The organism is Streptomyces sp. NPDC055078, from assembly GCF_053607985.1.
Genome location: NZ_JBSGUP010000391.1, coordinates 1 through 7,732, shown reverse-complemented (window position 1 = coordinate 7,732; position 7,732 = coordinate 1). Strand labels below are relative to the sequence as shown.

Genomic DNA, 7,732 nt, shown 5'->3' with positions numbered 1-7,732 from the left:
GGCGGCACGCAGCCGCTCCAGGACGTCCGGCACCAGTGCGGCGTGCGAGCCGGACAGGATCGACAGACCCAGGCCGACATGGTGGAGAGCGCGGACGGACTAATGGTTGCCTCCTGGGGCGGTCCGGTCCGTGGTGCGCGGACTGCCCGTGTCCCTGGTCGTATGAGCGACGCATGACCGATCTGCCGGGCCGGGGCCGGGTGTGATCGCACCGTCGAGGCGGCCACGGCGCACACGCCCGCCCCGGCGCCAGGAGTGCGGCGACGGGGGAGAGGGGCCTGTCCCGTCATACGGCTGAGGGTCGTCCCGGCTGGGCTGACGTCATGTTTGACAGCAGGTTTCTGGCGATTCCGTTCTTCTGGATCTCCGACGATCCTGTCAGCACCCGGAACATGCGGAGTCGTCTGAAGAGCCATTCGATTTCCGAGCCCTGGGTCAGGCCCGCCTTGCCGTGAATCTGTACGGCCTCGTCCGCGATGCGGAAGGCGTTCTCGGCCACGAAGAGTTTGCACATGAATGCTTCGGTGCGGAGTTCCGCGCCCCGATCGAGGGCGGTGAGTGCGTCGTAGGTCATACTGCGGGCCGCGTAGTAGGCGGTTGCCATGTCGGCGAGCTTGTGCTGGATGGACTGCAGTTGGCTCAGCGGGGCGCCGTTGACCTGCCGCGTGGTGACGAAGTCGAGGGTCAGTTCGATGGCTCGGCGTGCCTGGCCGAGGATGGTCGGGCAGTGCAGCAGCCGGTTGACGGTGACACGGCCGAGACCGATGCGCAGGCCGTCACCCACTTTCCCGAGGAGTTGTTCCGGGCCGACATAGCAGTTGTCGAGGATGATGTCGCTCTCCATATGCTGTCCGGACATGGGGACCTCGCCGTCGGCGACGGTGCATCCGGCTGTGTCGAGGTCGACGAGGAAGGCGGAGTACGACTCCTTCTGCGTGCCGCCCATCCGGGCGATGAGCACCGAGAAATCGGCGAACGGCCCGGCAGAGCTGAAGACCTTGTGGCCTGTCAGCCGCCAGCCGTCGCCGTCCGGTACGGCGGTGGTCCGCAGGGCCCGGACGTCGGACCCGGCGTTCTGTTCGGTGAGGGAGAAGCAGCAGGCGCGCTCGCCGCGGATCACCGGCAGGAGGTATTTCTCCAGCTGGTAGGGGGTGGCGTGGTCGAGGATCGGGCCGGCGCGCAACGGGCCGCCCATGTCGCCGAGTACGGAGCCGGCCAGCACCCGGTTGGAAGCGCCCACTTCTTCCTTGAGTGCGGCGAGTTCGCTGAATGCCAGGTTCTGGCCGCCGTGCTCGGGTGGCAGATGGACACCGTAGAAGCCGAGTTCGCGGCAGCGCTGCCAGACGGGTTCGAGCATGCCGCGGGTGAGGCGGGATTCCTGCTTGATTCCTATCTCTGCCTCGTACGTGGCGAGTTCGCCGTGGAGGTAGTGCCGAAGGCGGTCGGTGAGGTTCTGTAGCCGGGGGTTGTCCGGGTACGCGGGGGTCAGAGTGAAGGGCATGTCGGCCTCGGTTCAGTTGACGCGACGGGTGGCTTCGGCCCAGTAGGGTGTGCGGACGGCTCGGCGGTCGAGCTTTCCGTTGCGGTTGACGGGCAGGCGCTCGACGAAGTCGACCGAGCGGGGCTTCTTCATCCGGGCCAGCCGACCCGCACAGAACTCGATGAGTTCGCCGGCCGTGATGTCGGTGCCCGGTCTGCGTACCACCACCGCCTTGACGGCCTCGCCCCAGTGTTCGTCCGGGATGCCCACGACACAGGTCTCCAGCACGGCCGGGTGTTCGTAGAGGGCCGCTTCCACCTCACTGCAGTAGATGTTGAAACCGCCGGAGATGATCATGTCCTTGATGCGGTCGACGATGAAGAGGTAACCGTCGTCGCGGAAGTAGCCGATGTCTCCGGTGTGCACCCAGCCGTTACGGAAGGTCTCGGCGGACAGTTCGGGTTCGTTCCAGTACTCGCGGGCGCAGTCCGGTCCGCGGGCCACCACTTCGCCGGTGACCCCGGCGGGCCGGGGCATGCCGTTCTCGTCGACGACCCTGACCTCGGTGTCGAACCATGCCCGGCCGCAGGACATCAGCAGGTCCGGGTCGGAGGTGACGGCGCGCTGCATGTCCTCGCGCGTCATGATGGTGATACCGCTGGTGGTCTCGCCCTGTCCGTATCCCTGTATGACGACGGGTCCGAGGGTGGTGATGGCCTCGCGCAGGCGCTGCGGTGCCACGGGTGCGCCCCCGACGCGTACGTGCCGCAGGGACGAGAGGTCCCGGGTGGCGACGTCCGGGTGGGCCAGCACCATCGTGAGCATCGTCGGTACCAGAAACGTGGAGGTGATGCGTTCCGCCTCGACGGTTTCCAGGAAGGCGGCGGTTTCCCACTCGGGCAGGACGACCACCTTGGCGCCACGGGCAAGACAGGCGAGGACGGCCATGCCGGATGCGTGGGTGATCGGGCCGGGCGCCAGAAAGTGCTCTTCGGGGGACGGGGGGCCTTCCGGGGACATGATGCGCTTGCGCATGTTGGCCAGCCGGTTGCCCTGGGTCTGGACCGCGGCCTTGAGTCTGCCGGTGGAGCCCGAGGTGAAGTTGAGGACAGCCGGATCGTCCTCGGGCACTTCCTCGGCGACGGGTGCGGTGGTGCCCTCGGCGAGCAGGTCCTGATAGCCGGTTGTGGAGGCGGTGCGTTCCGCTGTCGCGGTGCCGAGGGAGCGGTGCCCTCGGACGGCGGTCCGATCCGTGCTGCCCCGGTGATCCGCCCGGCTCTCGTACTCCCGGCTCTCGTAGTCGACGACGGTGCAGTCCAGTCCGGCGCGCTCGATCGCTTGGAGTACGGGGTCGGCGTGGGCGGTGTCGACGAAGATCATCCGAACGTCCGCGTCGGTGAGAATGTGCGCCACTTCCTCCGCGCCGAGGCGTGCGTTGATCGGCACCCGCAGAAGTCCACTCTTGTAGAGGGCCATCTCGGTTTCGACCAGCTCACCGCGGTTGTCCGCGAAGGTGGCCACGGCGTCGCCGGGTGCCAGTCCCCTGCCCAGGAGTGCCGAGGCCAGGCGGTTCGTCGAATCCTCCAGTTCGCGGTAGGTCCAGCGCCGGGTGCCGCAGACCAGCGCCTCCAGATCGGGCCAGTACGTACTGCTGCGACTCAGATATCCGCCCAGGTTCATCCAGAAGCTCCCCACAGAATCATACGCGGCGAATGATTTAATACATCGTGTTCAGTAACGGCCATCCTGTCAATAGCTGGTAATATCGCGGGGTCTCAGCACTCGGACAGGGAGGGGTCGGGTCACTTGGCCACGGAGGACCGCCGCACGCGGCGCACCAGGCGGGCGCTGCGCGATGCACTGGTGAGCCTGGTGATCGAGCACGGCTACGCGGGCGTCAAGGTCGAGGACATCACCGAGCGCGCGGACCTGAGCCGCGCCACCTTCTACGGGTACTACACCGACAAGGACGACCTGCTCCACAGCGTGGTGTCGGACCTGCTGGACGCACTGCGCCAGGAACTGCGTCCGCTCGTGTCCACTTCCTCGGCGGGTTTCACCGGCAAACCACTCCTGAAGATCTTCCAGCACGCGCAGGAGGAACGAGACCTTTACCGGCTCATCCTGCGCGGCGAGGGCGACGGACGGGCGCTGCGCCAGTTCACCGATGTGTGCACTCGGGCGGGAGCGGAACTGCTCCGGGCCCGCGGCGAGCATCTGGGCATCACCCCGCGCATGGATCCGGAGCTGCTGACGCGGGCCTGGGCCGGCGAGTGGATGGCCGTACTGACGTGGTGGATCGAGGCCGACACACCTGCGCTCTCTCCGGAAGAGGTGACCGAGATGCTGCTCAATCTGTCACTGCGGGGCCGCTACTGGGCCGCCGGATTCGCCCCGGAGACCGCACCCGACGTCCCCTGAAACCCGCCGAGCACCTCATCGTTGTGCTCGCCCAGCCCGGGGGCCGGGGCGCGGAACGTCTCCATACCCAGACCGAAACGCACGGGAAAGCGGGCCTGCGGCGACGACGTCCCGGTCACCGGGTCGCATACGTCCGCGAACATCGCGCGCGCCTGGGCGTGCGGGTCGCCCAGCAACTGCCCGGCGTCCGTGTACACCGGGCCCCAGGGGGCGTTGAGATCCGTGAGCCGCTTCTCCCACCAGGCGTAATCGCGGGCCGCGAACACGTCGGCGAGCAGTTCCCCGACCTCCCGTTTGGCCGCGGTCCGGGCCGCCCGCCGGTCGTACACGGCGGTGCTGAGCCCCGGGAACTCCTCCGACAGGGCGGTCCGGAAGGAGTGCCAGAACTTGTCCTCGAACGTCGCCAGCGACAGCCGTCCTCCGTCCGCGGTGGTGAAGACGTCGTTGTCGCCCTGGACCATGCCGCTGTCCGTGGCGTCGTCGAGATGGCGCAGCGGAAGCGCGTAGGGAGCACACCAGGCGGTGGCTGCCTCGGTGAGGGAGAGATCGATGTGCTGCCCCCGGCCGGCGCGCTCCGCGCTCGCCAGGGCGACGGACAGAGCGAGTGCCGCGTACATCGATCCAATGAGGTCACCCACGCGTACGCCGGGCCGCAGCACCCGTCCATCGGGGCGGCCGGGAACAGCGAAGAACCCTGACTGCCCGAGGAAGTTGAGCTCGTGGCCCGGTTTGTCCGCGTACGGCCCCGACTGGCCGTAGCCGGTGAGCGAGCACAGCACGATGCCCGGGTTGGCCCGGCTGAGGGCCTCGTAGCCGACGCCGATCTTGTCCAGCACGCCGGGCCGGAAGCTCTCGACCACGGCGTCGGCGCCTTTCACCAGGTGCAGCAGGGCGCTCCGGTCCGCAGGGCTGCGCAGGTCGAGGGTGACCGAGCGCTTGTTGCGGTTGAGGGTCGCGAAGTGCTCGCGGTGGGCGCGGGCCGGGTCGCCTCCCTCCGGATCCTCGATCTTGATCACCTCCGCGCCAAGATCCGCGAGCAGGGAGGTCGCGAAGGGTCCCGGCAGCAGGCGGGAGAGATCGAGGATGCGCTTCCCGGCGAGAAATGACCAGCCATGAACGGTTGACACGGAGCGACTCCTAACTGAAACGGGATGTTTTATGTCGGACAGTCTGGACGAGAATCGACATCGTGTCTAGATTCGATCGCACCGCTCCTGCCGGTCGGCCGATCCCCTCACACTCCGATCTGTGATTTACCTTCCGGGTCAGCATGACTGAGTACTCCCGCACAAACACTGATCAAACGTGGCAAAGCTCTTGCCCTGCTGAGTGAGCATCGATTCACTTCCGAAACCGTCTAGAGGAACTTCGTCCCGCATCGAGGGAGAACGTCCATGACCACCGATCAGCACGCCGACTCCGCGCCGACGCCCGGACCAGGCACCGACAGCACCGACAGCACCGACAGCACCGACAGCACCGACAGCACCGACAGCACCGACAGCACCGCGGTGAGACGCCGCGCGTGGATCGTCCTCGCCGTTCTCGTCTGCCTGATGTTCGTCAACTTCGCCGACAAGGTCGTCGTCGGCCTGTCCGGCGTCGAGATCAAGGAGGAACTGGGCATCGGCCCAGAGAAGTTCGGCGTCATCCAGAGCAGCTTCTTCTGGCTCTTCGCCGTCGGCGCCGTCCTGGGCGGCTGGCTGGGAGGCAAGGTCAAGGCGCGCTGGCTGCTGGCCGGCATCGCGACGGTGTGGGCGATCACGCTCGCACCGATGATCGGACAGGTCGGCTTCACCGCCATCATCGTCTGCCGTGTGGTCCTCGGCTTCGCCGAGGGGCCCACCACCGCCCTGGTGATGCAAGTGGTCCACTCCTGGTTCCCGGCCCACAAGCGCGCCCTGCCCAGCTCGCTGATCTTCGCCGGGGCCGGACTCGGGCCCCTGGTCGCGGCCCCCGCCCTCACCTGGGTCATCACCACCTACTCCTGGCACATGGCGTTCGCCGTGCTGGCGTGCCTCGGCGGCATCGTGGCCGTCCTGTGGCTGTTGGCCGGACGCGACGGTCCGGCCGAGGTAGCCGCGCAGGGAGGCGCCGGCCGGGCCGCCGGGCCGACGCTGCTGCCCGACCACGTACCGCTGCGGAGGCTGTTCGGCACCGGCACGGTCATCGGCATCATGGTGCTGTTCGTGGCGTCGCACGCCGCCACCTCGACCAAGATCAGCTGGCTCCCGCTGTATCTGCGCGAGGGTCTCGGCTACGACGCCACCACCGCCGGCCGCCTGGTCGTCCTGCCGTACCTGGGCGCGACCGTCGCCGTCGTGCTGACCGGAGTGGTCTCGCAGGCCATGACCAAGCGCGGCATGAGCAACCGGGCCACCCGGGGATGGCTCGCCGCCGGGCTGCTGCTGCTCGGCGGATTCACCACCATCGCCTTCTCCACGCTCGACCGCGGAGCGCCGCAGATGACCCTGGTCGTGCTCAGCTCCTGCCTGAACGCCGCCGGATACGGCGTGGCCTACACCGGGCTTTCCGACGTGGTCCCGCCCAAGCAGCGCGGCGTGGTCACCGGCATCGTCATCGCGGTCCACAGCGTAGGCAGCCTGGCCGCACCGCTGGCCATCGGGATCTTCGTCGGCGCGGGTGAGACGACCGCGGCCGGCTACGGCAACGGCTTCCTCGCACTCGGCATCACCCTGGTCGTCGGAGCGGTCATCGCGATCACACTCATCAACCCCGAACGCGACGTCGCCGGACTCGCCGCGCACCCCCGTCCCGGGCAATCGGCGGACCCGGAATCGGTCACCCGGTAACAGCACCCGGCATCCGCCTCCGGGCGCCCCGCGCACGCCGACGTCCCGCGGCCGAAGTGTTCGCGGCGTGGGGCACCGTGTTCGGCGAACTGATGTGGAGTCAGTGAACGTTCCCACGGGGCACGCGAGTTCGCGAGTTCCGGGAACGCCTCCTCCCACAACACAGTGCGCACGGACCGGCTGATCAAGGACCGCAGGCCGGGCCACTGCTCGGCGAGGAGGTCCGGGTCGAGGCAGGCGACCAGGCCGCCGCGCCGGCCTTCGGCGCGGACCACGCGGTAGAGGCTCATCCTGGACTTGGGCCGGTCGAGGTCGAAGGACCGCAGCCCGGACTGGAGTTGCTTCGGTTCGGTGGACACGGGTGGGCTTGCGTTTTGTGCGGCAGCGTTGGTGAGGGTAGTTGATGTTCGTGGTGTGTGTCGGCGCTCGTACTCGGCTGGACTGAGCCGGCCGTTCGCGGAGTGGCGGCGCCAGGGGTTGTAGAAGCCCTCGATGCAGCTGATCAGGGGTGTGCGGGCGGTGACCGCCATCGCGAGGGCACCGGCGACCAGTTCTTTGGCCTGGAGTTTCGCGAAGACCCCGCGCAGTTTTGGTTCGCTGTTGGGCAGGCGCTTGTCGAAGGCATTCTTCCCGGCTGGCGTGAAGGCGGTGGCGTGGTGTTCGCCCTTGCCGACGTCCAGACCGAGGAAGACGTCGATTCTGCCGATGTCGATCACGTGCAGGCCCCTCCATCACGCTTTCGTCCGGCCTTGCCTCGGCATCGAGCTGCCACACCCACGTCACGGAGAGCTTTTCCGGCTCGAACGCCGCACCGGCACCGCGAAGTTCCCGGGCGCCGTGGACGGCGCCGCGCGCCGGAGGGGAAGCGCCCTCAAGGCAGGCCGTTCTACTTTGATGCCAAGACTCTCGTCGCTCGTGGCACGGGCCGTGCTCCCCTCACAATTCTGCGCCTGAAGAGGGTTCATTGATTCGGCCTATGAGTGGCCATAGGAAATTCCGTGTTGACCCTCTGAGGTGC

5 protein-coding genes and 2 pseudogenes are annotated in these 7,732 nt (G+C 67.8%); 2 read left to right on the top strand and 5 right to left on the bottom strand.

From position 1 onward, the window contains the following. Positions 1-286 precede the first annotated feature (286 nt). Together ACWF94_RS27040 and ACWF94_RS27035 are read right to left on the bottom strand one after the other, a co-directional pair. Positions 287-1,501, bottom strand: a complete 1,215-nt coding sequence (locus ACWF94_RS27040) for an acyl-CoA dehydrogenase family protein (RefSeq protein WP_453493732.1) — start codon at positions 1,499-1,501, stop codon at positions 287-289. 12 nt (positions 1,502-1,513) lie between these two features. Further along, positions 1,514-3,160, bottom strand: a complete 1,647-nt coding sequence (locus tag ACWF94_RS27035) for an AMP-binding protein (RefSeq protein ID WP_453493730.1) — start codon at positions 3,158-3,160, stop codon at positions 1,514-1,516. 126 nt (positions 3,161-3,286) lie between these two features. On the opposite strand from ACWF94_RS27035, the gene ACWF94_RS27030 reads away from it, so the two are divergent. After that, on the top strand, positions 3,287-3,901 hold the full coding sequence (locus ACWF94_RS27030) for a TetR/AcrR family transcriptional regulator (protein ID WP_453493727.1): 615 nt from the start codon (positions 3,287-3,289) through the stop codon (positions 3,899-3,901). Here the strand turns inward: ACWF94_RS27030 and ACWF94_RS27025 are convergent. After that, complete coding sequence (locus ACWF94_RS27025; RefSeq protein WP_453493724.1) at positions 3,853-5,028, bottom strand: CaiB/BaiF CoA transferase family protein; 1,176 nt, start codon at positions 5,026-5,028, stop codon at positions 3,853-3,855. The two genes, ACWF94_RS27030 and ACWF94_RS27025, sit on opposite strands and share 49 nt — an antisense overlap. 267 nt (positions 5,029-5,295) lie before the next feature. Between ACWF94_RS27025 and ACWF94_RS27020 the strand changes: the two genes are divergently transcribed. Beyond that, complete coding sequence (locus ACWF94_RS27020; protein ID WP_453493721.1) at positions 5,296-6,714, top strand: MFS transporter; 1,419 nt, start codon at positions 5,296-5,298, stop codon at positions 6,712-6,714. Between the two features lie 122 nt (positions 6,715-6,836). Here the strand turns inward: ACWF94_RS27020 and ACWF94_RS27015 are convergent. Beyond that, positions 6,837-7,046: pseudogene (locus ACWF94_RS27015) on the bottom strand (hypothetical protein); the annotation flags it as partial. A 177-nt stretch (positions 7,047-7,223) separates the two neighbouring features. Beyond that, positions 7,224-7,430: pseudogene (locus tag ACWF94_RS27010) on the bottom strand (IS110 family transposase); the annotation flags it as partial. Positions 7,431-7,732: the final 302 nt, after the last annotated feature.

Coding starts and splice junctions, on each gene's coding strand:
- ACWF94_RS27040 (WP_453493732.1), bottom strand. CDS start 1,501: ATGCCCTTCACTCTGACCCCCGCGTACCCGGACAACCCCCGGCTACAG.
- ACWF94_RS27035 (WP_453493730.1), bottom strand. CDS start 3,160: ATGAACCTGGGCGGATATCTGAGTCGCAGCAGTACGTACTGGCCCGAT.
- ACWF94_RS27020 (WP_453493721.1), top strand. CDS start 5,296: ATGACCACCGATCAGCACGCCGACTCCGCGCCGACGCCCGGACCAGGC.